This is a genomic window from Olivibacter jilunii (genome assembly GCF_900607235.1).
GTDB classification, from domain to species: Bacteria; Bacteroidota; Bacteroidia; order Sphingobacteriales; family Sphingobacteriaceae; genus Olivibacter; species Olivibacter oleidegradans.
Window position 1 is genome coordinate 104,278 of sequence record NZ_LR027849.1, and the last position, 19,637, is coordinate 123,914.

Genomic DNA, 19,637 nt, shown 5'->3' on the forward strand with positions numbered 1-19,637 from the left:
TGAGAGACGTTAAGGTGATCACCCTGACGGAGGCTTCACCTACTAAGAAATAAAATGGAGTGGAGGCGCATCATAGCGCTAATTGCTCGAAAATGAGGTATTGTTTAGTGGGCCAAAACCGATAGATTGAACATTGCCTTAATTGAACCAACCAGTTCGTTAGCTGATCCTTATAGCGATTAATGTATTGTAAAATGTAACTTAAGCGTAGGGGTAATAAGTTGGTTTGTCCGCTTTGCGTTGCAATATCATTCTCGCAAAGCATATCATCGAAGTATTCTTGTTTTCGCTTACTGAATGATTTTATAATAGTGATTAGCTCGTTGGCAGATAGTGGCTGCGTTTTAGCATACAGATGAAAACCGACTATTGGCTTCACTGAAAATAATAATGCTATCGTTAGCAAAAGAAGTTTTGAAAAGATGTTCTTTGGCATGTTGATCGGCGTTAGTACTATCCGCTTAGGCCAAAGATAAGTATCCTGAAATAAATCGTGTAATATATTAGAAAAATATAATGTTAAAATAACTGTTTACAGTTATCTATAAGGGTTTATCGGGTACAACCGGTCGCACCCGGCACAAGTCTGTTTCATGGCCGAAGGGTGCACGAAGTTAATCGGTAAAAAGCATTGCCGTTATCATGGCAGCTCTTTATATAGCGGTATACCCACCATCAATTGCATAATAGCTGCCATTGATAAAAGTAGAGGTCTCTGCACTTAAGAACAGGACGAGGTTGGCAACTTCTTCTGCTGTTCCGAGACGACCAATGGGATGCTTGCCGATTAATGCCTGCTTTTTTTCTTCATCAAGCTGATCTAGCAGCGGCGTATCAATATAACCGGGGCCTACAGCATTGACGCGTATGTTTTGTGCAGCATATTCGACACCAAAATTGCGCGTAAGTCCCAAAACCGCGTGTTTGGATGCAGCATAACCGACAGACTGCGGTACGGCGGTAATGCTGTGGATGGAGCCTACATTGACAACAGCGCCGCCTCCATTTTTCAACATCTGGGCAGTTGCATATTTACAGCCATAGAATACGCCATTGAGATTGATGTCGATGATGGTTTTCCAACCTTCAATACTCAGGTCTGCACCGAGGTTAGCCTCTCCGCCAATACCGGCGTTATTGCAGGCAATGTCTAAGCTGCCATATTGCGCTACTGTTTTTTCAACGAGATTTTCCACCTCTTCCGGTATGGCTGTATTGGCATTTACATAAATGGCATCTCCACCATCGTTTTTGATGGACGCCACCACAGCTTCACCATGCTCGTCGTTTATATCTGAAACAACCACCTTAGCACCTTCTTTGGCATATAATAAGGCAATTGCTTTTCCAATACCAGAACCGGCTCCGGTTACGTAGGCAACTTTATCATTTAAAATACCCATGATCGATTGTAGTTTTGTTATAGGTATAACAATGAACTATTTGCATTGTTCACCGTCAGGATACTGAGTTATTCATGGTAAGCAAAAGGTACCGGATTTACAACGGTTAAAATGGGGAAACAATGGAAGTGGTTATTTTCCTGACAGAAGTGGATTACTTTATCAAACCCGCTTTCTGCATTAAGTGGGTGGCATTTTTATTCTTCGTAATACCTTTGTTTATTTTATAATCAAAATAAAGCTCATTGGCTTCCAACCGGCTTTCAAAGCAATAGTTGCTTACTTCCAATGGATATTTGCTTTCGAGTTTATGCAAAATATGAATAAAGTTATCCATTACAAATGGATAACTTTATCCACTAGTACTGGATAAAGTTATCCAGTATTAATGGGAAACTATGAAAAAAATGTATCACCGCTAATGCTGTGCTGCTGATAGGCTATAGTATAGTCCACAGCCCGCGCATATTATTGCCGCTATAAGGTGCGCATAAAGATAACCGGTTATTCGCCCTTGGTAGGATAGTACGGTGATGAAATCACTAGCTGGAATGATGGTTCCGGCCAATAGAATATAGCCCAATATCCGGAAATCTTTTTTCAGCAGCAGTAGCAAGATAATGAATCCGAAAAAGAAGTCGCGTACACCTTTGATGTGGTGAAACGAAAAATCTCCGTTGGTAGGTGTATTGATGCCGAAAGCAATTTCTGCGCCTACCGGATCGAAAAAGAATCGGGCACCAATAAATAATAAACCTATGCCTGAAAGTAGGCATAACCACCAATTGATTTGTTTTGTTAAACGTTGCATAACATTGAATTTTTGTTGAAACAAAATTGCCCAATGGCTTACTCAATTTAATGCACCTAGGTTAACAAAATCAGGAAGTGAGCAACCTTTTTCTAATGCGACTGAGCGATTGCGGTTTTACGCCTACATAAGAGGCTATATAATATTGCGATAAGCGCTGCTGCAGCTCGGGATGCTGCCGGATAAAATTTTCATAGCGTAATGGTGCGGTATCCGTATAAAAGGAGTTTAGATCTTTTAGCGTTTGGATAAACACTTGTTCAATGACCAACCTGCCAAAACGATCACCCGCATGTATTTTATCGTAAAATTGCTGTAAATCACGGTAGGATATCACCAATAGTTCGCTGTCTTCTAATGCTTGGATGATCTGGCGGGAAGGTTTCTGTGGTACAAAACTTTCGTAATTACAAATAAATTCAGCTTCTTGGGAAAAGCCATAGGTTTTCTCCTCTCCATCATCGTTGATATAATAACGCAAAATGCCTTTTTTGATAAAGCCAACATATTTGCAGGTTTCTCCTTCTGCTAAGAAAAAAGTACCTTTTTTATAGGTTTTTAACTTGAATAAGCGTTGGATAATGTCAATCTCCTCAACATTGAGTGGAATGGCTTGTGCTATTACCTCGATTAATGGTGCATGTATAGCGGTGATGTTCATCGTCATATTGTCAAATAGACTGTTCGCTAATTTAGGCATATTGTTCCTTTTTGCCAATCCAACAACGATACATCGACTTAATTAATTCAAGTAGATCCCCTCATCAAGAGTCAGCTACCTTTTTCATACTTACTTCATAGGTTTCTCGATATTTAATTAGTTTCATACCAAGTTTTTACCAGATTCTGATCAGGTTTATCTGATGAGAATCTGGTGATACCTGGTAAAGATCTGATAACGAGCGAAATTGGTGGGGAGTTAGTAGGGGCTTGATACGTTCAACGCTGAAACCCTCATTATTGCACGGACCTTATTTATTGTTTTTCGTCTTTTACTTCTTTGTAAAAGATATAACCACCATGGTGAAGGGTATTTTCGTCAACAAATGTTCCGTCTGCCGTAAAGCCGGTGTCATCTCGATAAAAGATTTCATTTCCGCTTACTTTATAGGCTCCCTGATAAGCACTTAGACGGCTTCCCCGAGCTTCGTCGTAACGGTTGCCGGGAAGTAATTCTTGGCGTATATGTCCATCTGCCGTTACCCACATGCCGATGTACCCTTTGGTTTCTTCTATTGTTTTCTTCATAACTGTTATATTGTTTTGCATTAATTGAACTAATTCATACGTGTCTAAAAAAGCAACCGCGTGGATGATTTTCCCGTCGTTGAGTTGCAGTTTCCAGATGTAGGTGTTTTCATAAATCGTATTCGTTTTGGTTTTTGCCTGTGCTTTGAAATGAAGCCAGATAAATCGGTCGTCTGCCGTAAGACTAATTAGTTTTGGCTTTAAGGGCTCTTTCAATTTTTCAATAATGGGCGCTACAGCGCGCTCCATAAACGCTTGCTTGCCTTTATAAGCACCGGAAACGGGAGACCGTCCGCTAACCTCCCAGTTAACGTCATCCGCTAGCAGATCAAAGAAACTCGCTGTGCCATTTTCCCATTGCTTAAACTGATGGGCAACCAAGTCTAACTGTTTTTGCAAAGCAGACTCTTTCTTTTCTTGGGCATTTGCAGAAAAAACAACATGCCCAAGAAATAGTGCGAGCGTTAGAGCGCCGTAGACAGTGTGTAGCTTTTCCATTGCTCTACTTCGCTGGTTATAAAATCTACTTTTTTATACACGATATCATAGGCATCACTACCCAAAAACAAATGAACCGGCGGTTTTTCTTCTTTGCTTATCGCAATCAATACTTCTGCTGCCTTTTCCGGATCATTGGGCTGATTGCCATTTATGTCGCTAAGGTGTGCCTGTTGGGATTGGCGGGCAGCTTCATACTCCTCAATGGTATGCTGAGGTGTTTTTACCGAACCTTTGGCGAGAAAATCGGTACGGAAATAACCGGGATAAACAACAGTAGCATGTACACCCAATCCTTTGACTTCTTCGGCCAAGCTCTCTGTAAAACCGACAACGGCAAATTTAGTGGCGCAATAGATGCCCCAACCCGGAAATGCACCGGAAAAGCCGCCAACAGAGGCGATATTGAAGATATGCCCCGATCTATTTTTGCGTAAGTAAGGCATGGCATTTCTGATGACATTCAGCGAGCCGAAAACGTTGACATCAAAACTGTTTCGCGCTTCTTCATCTGTCAGTTCCTCCAATGTGCCTATTTGTCCGAAACCGGCATTGTTTACGATAACGTCTAGCTGACCGAAATGGGCGATGCTTTTGGCAATTCCTTCCTTTACATGTTCATTGTCTGTTAAACGAACTTCCAGTGGTAGGAATACGTCTGAGACTTCACCAACTTCAGCGATTAATGACTGGATGTTGCGGGAAGTGGCTACTACGCGATAGTTCTGCGCTAACAATTTTTTAACCAGTGATAGGCCTAAACCTTTTGAAGCACCGGTAACTAACCAAACTTTTTTTGTTGTGTCCATATGTTTTAATTTTTTATGATGACACAAAATTAAAGCGGCCGTAGCGGAACAATTAACGAAATGCTAACAATAACTTACGAAATTCTAACATTGCGGAATTGGGTAGGGTTTATGTTCAAATGTTTCTTAAAAAAGTTGTTGAAATGGGTCACTTCGGTAAAGCCCAAGGCAAAGGCAATTTCTGATATATTCCAGGTGGTTTGTGTGAGCAAGATTTTAGCTTCCTGTAATAAGCGCTCAGCGATAATCTGTGAAGTGGTTTTTTCTGTGGTTTCTCTGATCGCTCTGCTTAAATGGTTGACGTGTATTGAAAGTTGATTGGCGAAATCGGATGCGGAACGGAACTGTACGCGTTGTCTGACGTCCTCAATGGGAAATTGCCTTTCCAGTAATTCCAGAAATAGGATGGATATTCGATGAGATGCATTGATTTCCTGTTTGTCAATTTTCTTTGCGGGTTTCATTTTATGGGTTTGATGTAAAATAGCAAACACCAGATTTCTTAATGCATCGTATTTATGTTCATAATCTGAGCTAATTTCTTCAAACATCTGCAGGTAAATCTGCTTGATGCTTTCAGCCTGCTCATCGTTGATTTCAAAAATAGGTGTACCGTTGGGCTGGAAAACTTCGTACTTGCTCAGGTTTCCGAAATGGTGAAAAAAAGCGGGTGTAAACACACAGAAATAGCCGGATTGTTCGTCATCAAGCGATTCCCAGTTATAGGGTATCTGCGGGTTGGCAAATAATAATGCCTGCTTGGTTATTTCGATTTCTTTATCAGCATAATAGATTTTATTTCTGCCGATAATCAGGCTGATTTTGTAATAGTCTTTTCTGCTGTACGGAACCGGTTTGGGATGGGTGCCTGCGAAATCATCCAACTTGAAAACGTTAAAATGGCCAATCTCCCTACGGATATTGTCGGGTACCCAGTTGAGTTTGCTTTTGTAGAATTCTTCTATTGATTGCGTTTTCTCCATGGGACAAAGTTACGAAAATCAAACAGAATTCGCTGGATGTTTGTCTGTGCGTATTCTGCAGCAAAGTATACCGTTGATTTCACTTTGAATTGGTTGGGGCACCTGCTAAGACATGTTAATGATGGTAAAGTAACCAGGTATAGAAAAGAAAAGGTAATAAACATTGTTCTAATGTTGCTATTTTATCCGTTGTATGCATAAATGAGTTAATTTTCATACGGATTGGATAGCCCATGTTGGATCTCTCCGTACGACAGCGGTACGGAGAGATTTGATGCGAATGACCAGCGACCGGGGCTAGGCTGTTACTTCGCATGTAAACGTGACTGCGGGGCCTTCGTTAACACCAGCCTTCACGCTAAACCTGCCGATTGCATAGTAGGCATAAACACTGTAGCCTCCATAAAATTTTTCAAAACGTGCTATCCCATTTTGATCGGTTTGTACCATCGTTGGATATGCGCCGGAAGGATCTACCTGTACGGCCATACCAGTAGGCTGTTCAAACGGACCGAGGCTTACATATGCATTTGCTATTGGCCGATCATGTTCGTCTGTTACAAGAACAACCATTGGTGTAAATTTAGCGGATATAGGACCCCCACCACCCGCCGTACGGGCAAGCTTTTGGTCATTACCACTTATAATGGTGAGTTTCGCGTTTGGCAAAGGAGGTAGCGGTGGTGTGGGAAGAACTGTTAGTGAATATGTTTGTGCCTGCCCAAAACCAGCAGCGATAATGGTAAAATCACCTTGGTCATAGTAACATATGACCGAATTGCCCGACAATTTTTCAAGTCGTGCAAATCCACTGCTATCGGTCAGGATTTTTACTGTCTTCGCTGCGCCACCCGGGTCAATTTGTACCGCCATTGATTTTGGAAATTCACCTACAGAAAAAGTTACTTCTACACCTGGCACACCCACTCCTTTATCGTCCCGCACGGCAATGATTAATGGCTGGAAAAAGGCCTGACCTCCTGGAATGTGTGTCAGATTTGTACGTGGCACTGCTTGGTTATTGCCAGCTACGATACTGAGGCTAGCGGGGTTACCGGCGGCAGGCGTAATAATGGGTTCTGAAAGTGCGGACCAAGGGCCGGGTGCCCCTGGATAGGGGAGCGTTAGGTAAACAACGGCCCCTGTCATTTTACTGCCGTAATGGCCCCTCCAGAACTTGGTGTCTTTGCCACTATGTTCAAAATATACCGAGCGAACGCCCTTTCCATAATCCGTAAATTGATGTGCTATGCGCTCCCATTTGTAGACCCAATCGGGTGTACTCGGTGCGATAACCTCCCCGCTGTCAAATCTGGCTATAGCTTGATTGTTAGTATCTCTTAGCTCGATATACATGCGATAAATGCCATTGCAATCGCTTCTGGAAGAAATCCAATCGGCTACTGTAATCAAAGGTGCTTCATCAAGTTGCGCTGCGGTAAAACCATTGGCTATTAGGTCGATGGTTTGCGCCTTTTTACACCATAGATAAGAAGTAACGAAGTTGTGTTGGCTTGTAGTACCGGGGCAGCTTTTAGCCGGTCCATCTTCAATGGCCCAACCGTTGCCACCATTTTCCAGTATGTTCCAACCGCTGAAGTCGGCCGAGGCATCTCCGTTTTGTAAGAGTTGTGGCGGCGCAGGATTGAGCGCTCGGATACGGGCAATGTAGGCCGTATCTGCCTTAAGGTCGCTCAATAATACCTTTGCCCCTTGTTCATCATATTGAATAGGAGGCTGTGGATTCAATGGCATGCCATTGTTTGGATCAACAAGCTGCGCCTCATAATGGGTAGCAGCTAGCCATTGATCTTGGGGGATAATTTTCAGCGTATCTCCCGCAAGGGATAGTAAAGGCGCTTGAGGTGTTTCAATCGGGTTATAGTGGATCACATCTGAAAGTGTCCAAATACTATCGATGAAATTGCTTGCAGTAGCGTGTGTACGTACTTGGATATCCTTCCCTGCCACCGAAGTGTCTAAGGTATAAGAAGCGGTATAACCGATGTTATCTTCTTTTACCATTTGTGTCGCCTCGTTTGAAGGTGTGCCATCTATAACCAGCTGTGCCCAATAAGCAGTTGCATTTGCTACTTCTTGGCTTAAGGTAGCGCTGAGTTTATTGGCGGTAAGGCTAAGGCTAGCTGGTTCTGTTGCTGCTAGCCTAGCTACCGTATTAGGCGCAGGTTGCCAAGCGCTTGGAGCGTAACCCTCTTTTATGGCGCGAGCTTGTACCGTAAAAGTGTTGCCGGTTTCATCAGGTATGGTAAAGTTTGCTTGGTATTTCGGCGGATCGCTTTCTGCGAGTTGCATGGGTATGATCTCACCCAGGGGTGTAGCATCTGCCAGCAGTTGGGCTTCGTAGCCCGTGGCCTCTTTGGAAAGTTGCGCCAGCTCCGCCTGAATTTCATTGCCGTCTTTTATTAGGAGTGCTTGCAAGCTAGGTGCGGGTAAATTGATAATAGTTACTGGATCACTTTCTCCAGGTAAACTGTTGAGTTTGTTAGCATCGCCCAAAATTTGTGCCCAAGCTCGGTAAATTCCATTAGGCAAGGAAGGAAGACCGTCTGCAGGCCAGCTACAGCTATTGCTTGTTCCGCTAACAGTTCGCCTAGCTAAAACAGTGGGAGTATCCACTTCTTGGACTTCTACAAGGATTTGTACGCTTGGCTCGGTTTGGGCCCAACTAACGCGCAGTTCTTGCGTGGTTGTGATCTTTGCCCCGCCGGGTCCGTCTTCTTCTGCTGTCGCGGAGATGAGCCAGCTTAACTGAACCTCTTGCGGTGTGGCTTGCCGCTCGACCATATTACTGCTGGCTGAAAGCCCGCTGTTGATTGTTTGCGCATCAGCAAGGGTGAGCACACGGGCGCTAAAGGGGCCGATATCGCCATCAAAGAGGTCTGGCAAGATTTCCCAGTGATTTTGATCCGTTGCAAAGGAACTGGTATCTGCCAGCTCTTCGCTGCTGTATAGATTTGCCGTGTAACCTTGATTCGGATTGACTTGCTCCCAATCGGTAACAACTTTACCGTCTACAATTGACAGGGTAGGAGCAGAAGGCATGATCGCCCGATTAATGTTTTCAGGTGAAGAAGTGGGGTTACCGTCTAGTATCTGGGCGTTGCCGCAAGCTTTGACCTGCACGGTGAGCGAAGTTCCGCTTCCTTGTAACGAAGTAAGCGAAATATCAGACTGGAGGGTGTTTGGAGCGATGTTGTCTACATAACAAACTGAAGCTTCTTTTTCGTCTACCACCCGTACCGCATAGGTGACAACTCCGTCAACAGCACTCCAGTTGCATTGAATATAGCCGGCTTGTTTATCTAGCATGCTACCGACGGTTTCCGGCGAAGCGAGTTTAGAAAGATTGTTGCTCGTAGCTGCGGGGGCGTTTATGGTGTTTACACCGTTGCCGATGGCCCACAATATTGCGTTAACATTACCCGCTGCTAAGTTATACGTATCAACTGAATAGTTTCTGTCGTCTTTGGGAATACTGTATTGTTGCTTATCGGTGCCTTGTATCACTTCGAGTAGGTAGTGGTCAACACCTGTCTGACTGTCCTGCCAACTGGCTTGCAGCGATTGTTGATTGGCGGCGAGGGTGAAGGCGCTTACTGCGTGCAGTTTTTGCATCGTATTTCCGGATTGCACGCTTTGACTCGGAACAACCTCTGCGTTGTGCTGTTTGGTGGCTGTTACCTTTGCAGCATAAGTGCCTGGTACCCAATTTTCGGTTGTGGTTGTTATCGGGCTTGTTTGGGCAGGGCTTTGCCAGCAGGCCATGCCGTCTGCCGTGTTAAATACGGTTATCTCAAAATTTGTAGCTCCATCCTGCGCCCAGCTAATGGCAAGTTTATCATCGTTAGGTGTATAGCTCAGCTGTACATCATGCGGATCCGCCAGTTTCGGAATAGTGACTGATACCCAATCCGATTTTTTCGAATCACGAGTACTCCTCAAATCTGCACGGTAGCTACCACCATTAAATTGAAGGGAAATTGTTTCGCTACCTTGATAGGTATTCATACCGAACTGTTGTATAGTGCCTATCTGCTGCCCATTTGGATCATAAAAGGCTAGTTCGTACCCGACGGCATAAGAGGCTCCGTTCCATTGTGCAGTAAGCGTAGTTCCCGCCAAGCTAAGTGGAGGGCTGGCAAAACTTGGTTTTTCCGGATCGGGATCATTTCCGCCACCACCACCTTTATTGTGCACTAGGTATCCATTTGCGTGGTAACTGTTATTGCCAGTCAGCAGAAAATTGTAAAGTGGTGTCAGTGGATCAGCCTCAGTACTGTCGATGCTTAATAGCTCCTCCTGTTTACCATTTATAAGAGCGAGTATATCGCCTACCTCCAGCATCCCAACTTGCAGCGATGGATTCTCTGCCGCGGTTGCCAAGGGATCAATGGCTTTCCATCCTTCTGTGGTGTAAAAAGGGTGCTCGGCGGTTACGAAATAATCGCCTTTATTCAGCGCATAGAGTTTACGGTTACCTAAAAGGGGATGGTCGAAACCGATCACCTCGTTTATCTGTCCATCCATTCCTAACAGTTTATCGCCAAGTTGAACCTGTTCGATGGGCTTGGTAGAACCGTCTATCAGTAGTACCTGCGTGCCTGCAATAAAACAGGTGCTCCCTTTATTATGCGCCAGCAGTTTATTGGCAAAGTAGGTATTATTGCCGCTTAGCTTAAAATTATATAACGGAGTATGAAAATCGGCCTCAACCGAACGGATCAAGCTGAGCACCAAACGTTGCCCATTAGCAAGTAGCAGCTTATCACCACCTTCAAGTTTGGTAACGGGCAGATTTGGATTTTCTCTTTTGGTGGCCTCGGGATCGATGGCTTTCCATCCCGTTTCAGTTAAAAAGGGATGTTCGGCTGTTACGAAAAAGGGGCCATCATTGAAAGCGTACAGCTTTCTTTTACCAAGTAGCGGCCGATCGTAGGCCACTACGGTGTTAATCTGTCCATCATAGCCCAAGAGCTGATCGCCGATGCCGATCAATTCAATAGGCTTTACACTCCCGTCTGCTAAAATAACTTCGGTACCAGCTGTGAAGCAAGAGGAGAATATAGCCGCTGCCGCAACTGCACCTGCTGTGATTGCTGCGGCAGCGGCGGCTCCGCCTGCTGCAAGTGCCGCTACGCCGCCCGCCGATGTTACCGCTGCAGCTCCGGCTGCAATAGCTTCGGCAGTGAGTGCATCTATAAGTCCTTCACATAGCCACTGGGCCGCCAGTTCTGCAGCCTGTTCTACAAATAACACAGCGGCTAATTGTGCCCATTGCGCTCCATTATTGACTAAGCTTTTAACGAAAGAGCTTGCTGATTCTTTTAATGCCGCTGCAATATAATTACCCAAATCATCGAAAGAGGTATTGTCCGGCAACGGAATCCGCACGGTATCGGGAAAGTCAATGGTGCTGACCTGCTGATTGGCTACGAGCACGGAAAATTGCCCATCCAATACAAAGTATAAGGTGTATTCGCCGCCCTCATCTTCCACAGTATCAAAGCTTGGTGTCATGGTAAACTGGTTGCTGTAGGCAACATCGGCGACTAAATCGACAATGGCGCCGCAAACGAAGGTGGGGTCGGTTGCTTTCATTAATTTGGAAACCTCATCAGCTATATCAATAATCTTCTGTATGCTCTCGTATAGCTGCGTAAAGGACGGCCAGTTATTGACGACGAAACCTTCGCTTTGACAGTAGGTAAAATCAATCGAAAGGTTGCCGAAAATCGGTACAGCTTCATCTGCTGTTAATTTTGCACCGATCTTGGTTTCAGTACGACCGTTGGATAAGCTCTTCGAACCAATGCTTATATCTGCTGTACCGAAGGGATATTCAAAGAAATTGAAACCTGTAGCGAAACCAAAAACAGGTGTTTCTGCTTTGGTGTTCAAGGTTAAGAGAGGTCCGCTGATATATTGTTTATTGCCTTCGTTTGCTTTTTGTTTACCGGCTAATTCCAATATAAATATAGAGATTGGACCGCTAAGCCCTAGACTTGCTTCCATCCCTATATCCTTTTGTACATTAATACGTAATTGTAAGCTGATGGTATAGAGAAAAGTTAAATCAATGGTGGCTTCTAAGTTATAGCCGTTTACAAAACCGTTACCCGCAAAATGGGCAGGATCTGCTTGGGCATCATAATAATATACGCGCGATGGACTTTGATCGCTATTGGCTTTGAATACAATATCAAAGAAATCAGTAGGCCAAGCTTGACCGTTACCTACCAAGTTTCCGATGAGACTGCTGATGGAAAAATCCTGACTAAGGCTAACGGATGCAAGCATAGGATTTCCATTTAATAGGTAAAGGTTGGCCTGGAGGAAAATTGCAGCAAGAAGTTCGATCCGCCCGGATACTTGTAGTTCCAGTTGTTTTTCCTTCCGTGTTTCTGTTTGAAAATAATATAGTACATCGAGCCCGAGGTCGCGCAGTACAAATACCGGTGGCAAGTTCTCTGGAAACAACTGGATCGTGACACTCGTATCGGGCGTGGTGGTTAAGGTGAAATGGGTTTGATCTTTATTTACCAGTAAATTGCCTATAAAAGCATAAGTTTCTCCAAATACTTGAAAACTAATCGTTCCGTTGAGTTTAAATTCAGTTGACGCGGTTTGTGTGTACTCCAGAAGGACGCCGGGATCTTCGTTAGCTCCACTGAACTGAACGATGCCGGAAATGATGGAAAACGGAGCGATTACGGCCCGAAAAATAGTTTTTGCTGAACCTTGATTGGGTTCGGCTTGGGTTGAGATAAAAGCATAGAGCGTCACGTCCAGGCCACTTGTGCTATCTGCATCTAGTTGTGTAAATACGGCAAAAAGTGGCCCGGTAAAGAGCAGTTGCGCGTAAAGATGGACTCCTTTTTCTAAGGTGTCGGTTGGTAAGTTACCCTGTTTTATCGGATTTTGAACGGTACCCGGTTTGTTGTTGATGCTTAGTATTTGGTCAACCTGCTGAACCAGATCTGCTACAGACGGCAGGGTATAGCTTGTGATGGCGATACTGGCATTTCTTACAAGTAAAATGTTATCAATGGGTGCAAGCGCACTGAAAAGACTGGAAAATTTAAAATTTTCTGCCAAAGCGAAGGCGAAAAGATAACCACGTTCATCGCCATCTGCTGTTTTCTGCGCAAGTAGTATGGCATCGCCGAAATTGGCGATGGCACCGTATAGGAAAAATTGGTTTTGTGTTTGGTTAAAATATACAACGGCTTGGGCGTAATTGACTGCCTGCATGTCATTGGGCGTAAGTACTGACCAGCTGGTTTGGTCAGTATCCGGTTGATCTGCCACTAATCCATCGCCGAAAGTGCTTATCTGTAAGGAAGCAATCTCATTTACGGTTAGGGTACCGGTAAAAATGGTGTCTATGCCCGCAGAGCCAAGTTGCAAAGTAAGCAGCACTTGAAGGCTGTTCATATCCAAGAGCGCACGCAAATTAGCTTTATAGAAGTTTTTATTGGCGGGATCTTCGGGTTCGAGGCTTTTTAAGGCCACTTCGGCATCTAAACCAAACATCTTTAGTTCCAATCCTAAAAACGGTACGGTCCAATCGGCCGTCTGGTTGTTCGCAGGCGGCGTAGAGGGCATAACGATAATTGACCCGCTGGCTTGAAAGTTACCGGTTTCGGGGGTCATACGACCTTCTAACGTTCTAATGGTAAGGGTAGGCAAGCCAATCGAATTTGGAATTACAAATAGCTCGTTGAGGTGTATTGCCTGCAAAAATGCATCGAAGTTAAAACGCTCTTCGCTCAGTAAGCTAGCGGTAAATACCCAATGCGGTGCCTCTGAACTGTAATCTGCCGTAAAAACAATGGGTGCGCTAGATACAAAAAGCGTTACGCCGAGATGCATTGTAAGTGTGCTATGATTGGGATCTTCCGGCACTACTTGTACACTTGATTCAATACGGGCATTATCGAACACTAGAAGATTACCTATTGCATGCCATGGAGCACTGTTAACAATCGTGAAGTCGATCTTTTCAACTATTTCTGTGGTGATATTGAAGCTAATGTTTAACGCGGTGAGATCAAAACCTTTCCCAAAGGGCATAAACGTTTCTGGAATGTATTCGACCACCACAGCAGGCAGCATCCAATTGGCAAGATCGCTTAGTCCGGGTAGATGGATCGTGTCTTTTACCGCTAATGTAAATTGCCAGTTTTTCGCTAAATCATCCCGATACGCCTGTATCCATATAGCGTTGTTGAAAATATGGACAAAGGCATTGAAGGTGCCGGTACTGTTATACCCTTTGTCTTCTTGACTTATATTCAATGAGGCATATACGCTAGAGAAACTGAGGAAATCAGGCAGTACCACCCAGTCTTGTTTGCCCTTCAATGCAAATTGAAAATTTTTAATGTTAGCCGGTTGGGGCATAAATTGGATGCGCAACTGCGTTAAGCTAAAATTGCCAAAAGTATTGAAGCTGGCGGGTAACCCATCGGAAGATCCGCCAATTAATTTTAATAATTCGCCTATACCTGGAAACTCGATCGTGCTACCGGGTTTTAGGCTAATGGTCCAACCCGTTTCACCTGCAGGAATGGGCATGCTTATCTCCATGTCTGCCACCGTACCTATCTTCATGAAGCCGTGTAGTAAGCCGGTGATGGTATAGTTAGCCGCTACATCTACGAACATATTAACGTCCCAACCATATACTTCGAAATCGGCTAAAATTTTCCAGCTTCCGATTTGAGAGAGGTCGAAGCTGACAGAAGACAGTGCCGGCGTAAAGGGATTGAAGGCAATTGCAATTTCATTGATGGCAATATTGAGCGAGCTATCTACCAAGCCTTCGGGGAGCGGTGCCAAAATATCTTGTTCCGAATGTCCTCCTTGCGGCCATATAAAGTTTGCTAGGTCAGTTAAGGTTGGTAGCTGCACATTGTCTGCGCTAATGCGGAGTGTCCAATTGCCTTCCAGCGGAATTTGCATAACAACTTTCAGATTGGTAACACTGCCAATGGCAATTTCGCCGCTCACGAAGGCCTGCAGAATAAAAGGCGCTGGATTATCTTCTGAAGGCACGAACGTGGTGCTCAGGCCGAATTGAAAACCGCCCACTGCAATATTGGGGCTAGTCAATATCTGCCAGTACCGGGCTGTGCCATCTTCATTAGGCAAGAAAGTAATGGCTGCAAAAAATTGGGCCCATAGTTGTGTACTGGGATCAAATTGGATGTAGTTACCGCCCACATGTAGTTGCAGCAAACTGGTGAGAGAAGGCGGGAAGATACCGGATAGCGCATTCCCTCCCGCCAACCGAATGGCATCTTCCATCGTGGCCAGCTGAATCCCTTCTGTTGTGTCGTTACTTAAATACCAGTTGGTATTGGCTGCATTCGGAAGGGTTAATTTGGCCGGATAGTTGAAGGATGCTGATAGGGTATACATACCGGATACAAAAGCGGTATTCACCACCTGATTTGCTGCGGCCACCTCGCTGCTTAGCGAAAGGATAGGAGATACCAAGGTGGCTGCTTCTAAACCTATTGGTGCAATAGATAAGGTGCCGGCCAATTCGCTGTTCATGCGCAATTGGTAACCATCACTCTTTTGTGTTACCTTACCGCGTAAGGCAAGAGCATCTTCTGTCGTGTATATATTGCGAAGTACCGCTAATGAGCCCTCGTTCAGTGATGCAACCCAATACAGGTTAAGCCCGGGATCGAGCGCACCTATCGGCGCCACGTTCTGTTGCGCATAGGAGCTGGCAATCATGGCTTTTTCTGACAGTATTAGTCCATCAAAGAGTTCGCTCTGTGTTTGCGGGAAACTAGTGGATGGCAACCAATCGTCCGGAAGTGGACTTATGTGTAAGGTGAAATCGAGCCGCTGATTATCGGTCTCTACCACTTGAATCCGGATTGGCTGATTTGTTAGGTTATAAATTTGGGTATCGCCGTTTATGGTAAGCTGATCTCTCGTCTGTTCTAGTGATGCATTGCTAAGTTGCAGCGTCTGAGCAAATACCGCCGCATCAAACAATGGAGCTACGACATCGCCGAAATCTGTGTCGAATATAGTAAGTTGACCGTCCTTCAACCGTTCATTCAACGTAATGTAAAGTTGATCTAGGAGGTCGAGCGTTGTAGGCACTTCTACAGCTACGGGATAGGTGAAATTTTCTTTTTGGTACGTTCCTTTAAGGTAAGCTAAGTTGAGCGCTTGCTCGTTACCCGATTGAAGGAGTAGAGTGGTAGTGGTTAGCTGCAAATTAATCGGTTGCTCTAAATGCGCTTGTAGGCTTACTTGAGTAGCTGCCTCGCCTGTCTGGATCATCCCTCGCAAGGCTACCGTTTGTATGGCTGTGTTTAATTGTTGCAGACTGGCCAAAGCTGCGGTGGTCGTGCTGTTTGAGATGAAATTTAAACCAGCTTCCAAATTAGCTGAAGGAAGTTCAATGGCGTGTGCGTAGGAACAGCCAATAAGCCAGGTTTGCTGTAAATCGAGATTGTCAAAGTACGTGTTCTGCAAATCTGGAAAGCTATCGGGAAAACTCCATCCCGTTAAGGCTTCCTGATGCTGAATACTAAATTGGAGAGTTTCATTTTTTTCGATAACAGTGAGTTGCGCTTGTAAGGAGCTTGACAAGTTCCAAAGCGCCGCTTGTCCGGTGACCAGCAAAGGGCTTCCTTCGGGACTTATGCTAGTAGCCGTAAAATTTAGAGTATCAGTATTTAATGTAGACAAAAAGATCTGGCTGTTAGCGCCAAAATCTGCTGCATATATAGCAAGCTTTCCGTCGGAAAGGCGTTCCTGTAAGGTAGTTCTAAAAGTGTCTAAAAGTCCCATGGTTTATAATTGAGATGACTACAGATAAGGTACGAGTTGACTGCCCGGATTTTGGTGACTGATAAATGCTTGAACGGTCTGCAAAAACTGTTGCCTGTCTATAGCTAACAAAGGTTCAGTATGGAAGGTAGTATCAAGCCATTGTTCGTTTCCCGAGATGATATAATTGTATTGTTTAGTTAACACTACGCGGAACCCATCGAAAACTTTTAAGTGATAAAGCTTGGTATCGGCATTATAGATGGTAGCACAGGCATAAGTGTCGTAGCGAAGTGATAAGCGAAATTTTTCAATCGATAGATTCTTAATGTAATATCCATATCGGCTACTTAATTCACCGTTTAAAGCGTTCAAATCTGGCCTACCATATATCAATTGTGCTTCTTCCCATTCTTCCTGCAGGTCGTCATCTAACACTGCGTAATAGGTTGTTTGCCCATCATTCCAAACCGCAAGGAATGTTTTAGAGCGTATGCTTCTATTAGCTTTTTCCGCGAAACTCTCATAACTAATTAAAAAATAAGAGATGCCATTTATGGTTTGTGTGTTTTTTATTTGAGCGTTGTTGGGAATAATCCCCTGATCTGCAAGATATGTCTTAATAAAGGGAGCCTGGAACGGAACAATTGCTGGAATAGCCGTTCCCCTGAGCGTCGATAAATCAAGTGTGTTGAAATAAGTTAGATTGTTGAAGTCTACCGGCAGCCCTTGATAGCTCAATGCGGTCTCTAAGGTCATGAAGGCGCAGAGATTATCATTCCCTTTACGCGTAATGCCTGCTGGATTATAGCGTGTGTATCCTCCGTAAAGTTGCGGATACTTGTAAAGCTGCGGTAAAGTTAGTTGTGGATCGTCTTGTAGGGCCCACAAGGGATACTCCGGGAACCATAAATTTTTGAGAGGATTATCGTATTGCTTGGGAATATTCATCCATTTTAAAAGCTCGGGTGCATGCGATTGCGAATTGAATTGATTAGTGAAAAGGAAGGGGCTTGTCGGATCTTTCAGTTGAAAGGGCGTTTGCAAACCGTTGATCAAAAAATCGCTTACTTGAATAAAACAGATCTGGTCGTAAGCTTGGTCTCGCGCCAAAGGCGATAAAGAGGGATCAAAAAAGGCTTTGATGGTGTAGGTAAGGTCGTCTAAACGAGTAAATCCGACTACCAACGGGTTGGAGGAGCCGCCAAAGGTCTGCGCGGTTTGGCCAATCCGGATCGCTGAGGTCCCTTGACCCTCGTATACACCGGTAACTACTTTGTATCCATTTGCGGTACTTAACGTTAATGCCATGATAATTGGTGTTACTGATTATTTAAAATAGACGAGGTCTGCATTGTTGGTTTTCACTTCGTGGCACTCCATCTTAATATTCCCCTCGGCATTTGGGGTGCGCATTACGTGACTTACCATAGTGCCCGGTAGTTCGCCGTTCCAGAAAACGGTAAACCTGCTTTTTTGCTCAATATCCTCGTCATTAACAATCACCACGATATCGCCTGCAATAACGCCATTGCTTTTGGCGGGATTTCCTATATTGACGCGTGCTGAGTCGGTAAAGCCATCCATTAAAGAAGTAAGAAAATAGCGTTGAAGGGAGTTGTCAACTGAATCAGGTGTGATACCTGTCCAGCTAGAGATATCCCATTTAGGGTAAATATGCGTGTCCAACGCTTCGATTACTTCTTCATTGGGATGTCCATGTTTATCACCACAGGAGATAAGACCGGTTATCGGTTTAATTAAGCTTAGAAAATACTCACTGGTGCTGATGGTACTGCCATGATGACTCAGCTTAAAGGAACAGACATGTCCCTTGGTAACATCATTGCCGTTATGGACCCATTTGAAGTTCGATTGATCGTTAGCCTTTAACGCTTCTGCTAATGGGGATTCCATATCGATATAACCCCCACTTTTCCAACCACCAAGGTCACCTGCGCTGTAGAAACGAAAATTACCATATTGCAAGATCCAAGCTAAGCCCAGATCGTTCTGATTGCTTCCTGACCGTGGTGCCGGTTTTGTGGTGGTATCACCGAGAACGTAGTTGTTGGTGGCTACACACAGTAGTTGGATCTGTTTTTTGCCCGTACCGAATAAATTGAGTGTTGTGGCTAAATTGGTGGTGTTTCGTGTCATAGGCGCTTTGGTTACCGCTTTTACGTACTTGCCATAAACACTGGGTGATTTATTGGAGGTGGTTGAGCTTGGGAGCGGCTTTACCAGCCCCCGATCCCAGGAGCCTTTATTTGAATTGAAGTTTACAAGGACACCGGGTAAACCGCCTATATGATCCTGATGGTAATGTGAAGCAATCATATAGTTCAGCGAGTCGATCCCCATTTTGGTCATATAGAAGTTGATTTTGTTCGCTTGCTTACTGCCGTCGCCTCCGTCAATTAACACGGCATTAACGACAGTACCATTCAGCGAAACGCTGCTGTCTACCGCTAATTGAAGCATATCGGTACGATCGGCTGGGACTGTTTGCCCGGCAGCTATAATCGCCTGCCTCACTTTGGCTGTGTCTCTAACGACTACGAGTGCGGCGTCACCGTGCCCCACACTCATCTGGTGGATCTCCAGCGTTTGAGCGGTTGTTTTTGCCAGATTGAGTATAGTGAGAAGCAAAGAAAGCATCATAACCTTTCCTTGGTTGGGAAAAGATGGATTGAGCATGCATCTACAGAAAACCTGCATACAAAGGCGTAGATTAATTTTGATTGTCATAATTTGAGAAAATATGTGTAATAATATGAAAAAATGTGTGAAAAACACTGATTTACTTCTATTATTAGCGATGGTAATTACATTAAGCTTAAAGCGTGAGACCTGCAGAAATTGCATTAGCGTGGCTACCGGCACATACATTTTTTATTGTGCCTATTCCCAGTACATCGAAATTGCTCCGCTTGCAGGAAAACCTTGGAGTTGTTGAGTTTTGCTTGATACACGAGGAGCTAAGCAATATCAATAAGGCATTAGCAGTATTAAAACTACAGACGGTACAGATACAGCAAGCAAGTGGCTCGACGTAAAG

The 19,637-nt window shown here is 44.4% G+C and carries 12 protein-coding genes; 1 reads left to right on the top strand and 11 read right to left on the bottom strand.

Annotation, left to right across the window (positions count from 1 at the left end):
* Positions 1–70 precede the first annotated feature (70 nt).
* From E0E36_RS06485 to E0E36_RS06535, 11 genes are all read right to left on the bottom strand, one after another.
* Positions 71–436: a hypothetical protein gene (locus E0E36_RS06485; protein ID WP_130855249.1), complete on the bottom strand. Its 366-nt coding sequence runs from the start codon at positions 434–436 to the stop codon at positions 71–73.
* A gap of 217 nt (positions 437–653) precedes the next feature.
* A complete protein-coding gene (locus E0E36_RS06490) occupies positions 654–1,403 on the bottom strand; it encodes an SDR family NAD(P)-dependent oxidoreductase (protein ID WP_130855250.1) in 750 nt (249 codons plus the stop codon).
* A gap of 154 nt (positions 1,404–1,557) precedes the next feature.
* Positions 1,558–1,740, bottom strand: coding sequence for a P-loop NTPase family protein (locus E0E36_RS06495; protein ID WP_130855251.1), 183 nt, complete (start codon positions 1,738–1,740; stop codon positions 1,558–1,560).
* An 81-nt stretch (positions 1,741–1,821) separates the two neighbouring features.
* On the bottom strand, positions 1,822–2,214 hold the full coding sequence (locus tag E0E36_RS06500; protein ID WP_130855252.1) for a DUF4267 domain-containing protein: 393 nt from the start codon (positions 2,212–2,214) through the stop codon (positions 1,822–1,824).
* A gap of 70 nt (positions 2,215–2,284) precedes the next feature.
* Positions 2,285–2,914 carry a Crp/Fnr family transcriptional regulator gene (locus E0E36_RS06505; protein ID WP_130855253.1) on the bottom strand — a complete coding sequence of 210 codons (630 nt, stop codon included), beginning with the start codon at positions 2,912–2,914 and terminating at the stop codon, positions 2,285–2,287.
* 275 nt (positions 2,915–3,189) lie between these two features.
* A complete protein-coding gene (locus E0E36_RS27990) occupies positions 3,190–3,960 on the bottom strand; it encodes an Atu4866 domain-containing protein (RefSeq protein ID WP_242627142.1) in 771 nt (256 codons plus the stop codon).
* The gene (locus tag E0E36_RS06515) at positions 3,927–4,769 is read right to left on the bottom strand and encodes an SDR family NAD(P)-dependent oxidoreductase (RefSeq protein WP_130855254.1); all 843 of its coding nucleotides are present in this window, start codon (positions 4,767–4,769) and stop codon (positions 3,927–3,929) included. The genes E0E36_RS27990 and E0E36_RS06515 overlap by 34 nt, the downstream gene beginning before the upstream one ends.
* Positions 4,770–4,843: 74 nt before the next feature.
* Positions 4,844–5,752, bottom strand: a complete 909-nt coding sequence (locus E0E36_RS06520) for a helix-turn-helix domain-containing protein (RefSeq protein WP_130855255.1) — start codon at positions 5,750–5,752, stop codon at positions 4,844–4,846.
* A gap of 297 nt (positions 5,753–6,049) precedes the next feature.
* On the bottom strand, positions 6,050–16,597 hold the full coding sequence (locus E0E36_RS06525) for a Hint domain-containing homing endonuclease (RefSeq protein ID WP_130855256.1): 10,548 nt from the start codon (positions 16,595–16,597) through the stop codon (positions 6,050–6,052).
* An 18-nt stretch (positions 16,598–16,615) separates the two neighbouring features.
* Positions 16,616–17,887: a hypothetical protein gene (locus E0E36_RS06530; protein ID WP_130855257.1), complete on the bottom strand. Its 1,272-nt coding sequence runs from the start codon at positions 17,885–17,887 to the stop codon at positions 16,616–16,618.
* A gap of 18 nt (positions 17,888–17,905) precedes the next feature.
* The gene (locus tag E0E36_RS06535; RefSeq protein WP_130855258.1) at positions 17,906–19,327 is read right to left on the bottom strand and encodes a ComEC/Rec2 family competence protein; all 1,422 of its coding nucleotides are present in this window, start codon (positions 19,325–19,327) and stop codon (positions 17,906–17,908) included.
* Between the two features lie 95 nt (positions 19,328–19,422).
* Here E0E36_RS06535 and E0E36_RS06540 point away from each other — a divergent pair, with 95 nt between their 5' ends.
* Positions 19,423–19,635: an aldo/keto reductase gene (locus E0E36_RS06540; protein WP_130855259.1), complete on the top strand. Its 213-nt coding sequence runs from the start codon at positions 19,423–19,425 to the stop codon at positions 19,633–19,635.
* Positions 19,636–19,637 lie beyond the last annotated feature (2 nt).

Coding starts and splice junctions, on each gene's coding strand:
- E0E36_RS06485 (WP_130855249.1), bottom strand. CDS start 436: ATGCCAAAGAACATCTTTTCAAAACTTCTTTTGCTAACGATAGCATTA.
- E0E36_RS06490 (WP_130855250.1), bottom strand. CDS start 1,403: ATGGGTATTTTAAATGATAAAGTTGCCTACGTAACCGGAGCCGGTTCT.
- E0E36_RS06495 (WP_130855251.1), bottom strand. CDS start 1,740: ATGGATAACTTTATTCATATTTTGCATAAACTCGAAAGCAAATATCCA.
- E0E36_RS06500 (WP_130855252.1), bottom strand. CDS start 2,214: ATGCAACGTTTAACAAAACAAATCAATTGGTGGTTATGCCTACTTTCA.
- E0E36_RS06505 (WP_130855253.1), bottom strand. CDS start 2,914: ATGCCTAAATTAGCGAACAGTCTATTTGACAATATGACGATGAACATC.
- E0E36_RS27990 (WP_242627142.1), bottom strand. CDS start 3,960: ATGGAAAAGCTACACACTGTCTACGGCGCTCTAACGCTCGCACTATTT.
- E0E36_RS06515 (WP_130855254.1), bottom strand. CDS start 4,769: ATGGACACAACAAAAAAAGTTTGGTTAGTTACCGGTGCTTCAAAAGGT.
- E0E36_RS06520 (WP_130855255.1), bottom strand. CDS start 5,752: ATGGAGAAAACGCAATCAATAGAAGAATTCTACAAAAGCAAACTCAAC.
- E0E36_RS06525 (WP_130855256.1), bottom strand. CDS start 16,597: ATGGGACTTTTAGACACTTTTAGAACTACCTTACAGGAACGCCTTTCC.
- E0E36_RS06530 (WP_130855257.1), bottom strand. CDS start 17,887: ATGGCATTAACGTTAAGTACCGCAAATGGATACAAAGTAGTTACCGGT.
- E0E36_RS06535 (WP_130855258.1), bottom strand. CDS start 19,327: ATGACAATCAAAATTAATCTACGCCTTTGTATGCAGGTTTTCTGTAGA.